At 75.5% G+C, this 1,091-nt stretch carries 1 protein-coding gene and 1 pseudogene; one reads left to right on the top strand and one right to left on the bottom strand.

All coding sequences use genetic code 11. The features are described from left to right. Positions 1-188 (bottom strand): annotated as a pseudogene (locus GT030_RS15900) (hypothetical protein); the annotation flags it as partial. A gap of 273 nt (positions 189-461) precedes the next feature. Here GT030_RS15900 and GT030_RS15895 point away from each other — a divergent pair. Next, a partial coding sequence (locus tag GT030_RS15895) for an alanine racemase (RefSeq protein WP_202460151.1) occupies positions 462-1,091 on the top strand: 630 nt, incomplete at its 3' end.

Genomic DNA, 1,091 nt, shown 5'->3' with positions numbered 1-1,091 from the left:
GGCGGTGGCGGCGGAGGTGTGGTGATCCGGGCCTCGGGGACGGGGGGCCGGGTCTCGCGGGGGCGTTCGAGGGGGCGGCGCGGGGCGAACACCGAGGGCTCGTCCTCGGCCTGGGCTTCCGTCCCGGCGGGCGCGGGGTCGTCGGTGGGGCGCGGAGGGAACGGGGCGCGGCGCGCTTCCGTGCTCATGCACCCCCCGTTTCCTGGCGACCGGGCCGACTGCTCGTACGCGGGCCGTCGTGGTCGGCGGCCGCGGCCCGTCGGACGAGTTCCGTCCGGGCACGCATACCCGTACGGCTGTACCGGCATCCCGGTTCAGCGCTGCGGCCGGGTGTTTTCCGCCGTACGTGCGCGTCACTTTACGGGTTCCGGGGGGCCGGGACGGAACCGGCCGACGCCGCCGGGGCATCTGCCCGGAACATCCCCCTACCCTCGGGTAATCGCGTCTGGCAGGCTGCCGTCATGACTGCGCGTGCCGCCGACCGGGCCCGGTACGACCGGGCCACCGCCGCCTACGAAGCCCCGCTCGCCCTCGTGGATCTGGCCGCCTTCGACGCCAACGCGGCCGACCTCGTGCGCCGGGCGAACGGCAAACCGATCCGGGTCGCCTCCAAGTCGGTCCGCTGCCGGGCCCTGCTGGAACGGGTGCTGGCGCGGGAGGGCTTCGCCGGGATCATGTCGTTCACGCTGGCCGAGTCGCTGTGGCTGGCGCGCTCGGGCTTCGACGACGTGCTGCTGGCCTACCCCTCCGCCGACCGCGCCGGGTACGCCGAGCTGGCCGGCGATCCCAAGCTGGCCGCCTCGGTCACGGTGATGGTCGACGACGTGGCCCAGCTCGACCTGATCGACGCCGCCCGCGCCGGGGGGCGTGAAGTGGTGCGGGTCTGCCTGGAGTTGGACACCTCGCTGCGGCTGTTCGGCGGCCGGGTGAGGGTGGGCGCCCGCCGCTCCCCGCTGCACTCCCCCGCCCAACTGGCCGAGCTGGCCCGGTCGGTGGCCCGGCGTCCGGGGTTCCGGCTGGTGGGGATCATGGGGTACGAGGGGCATGTGGCGGGGGTGGGGGACGCGGTGGCCGGGCGTCCGGTGCGCTCG

The organism is Streptomyces sp. SID1328 (assembly GCF_009865595.1).
GTDB classification, from domain to species: Bacteria; Actinomycetota; Actinomycetes; order Streptomycetales; family Streptomycetaceae; genus Streptomyces; species Streptomyces griseoluteus.
The sequence above is the reverse complement of the archived record's forward strand: the minus strand, read 5'-3'. Positions and strand labels throughout refer to the sequence as shown.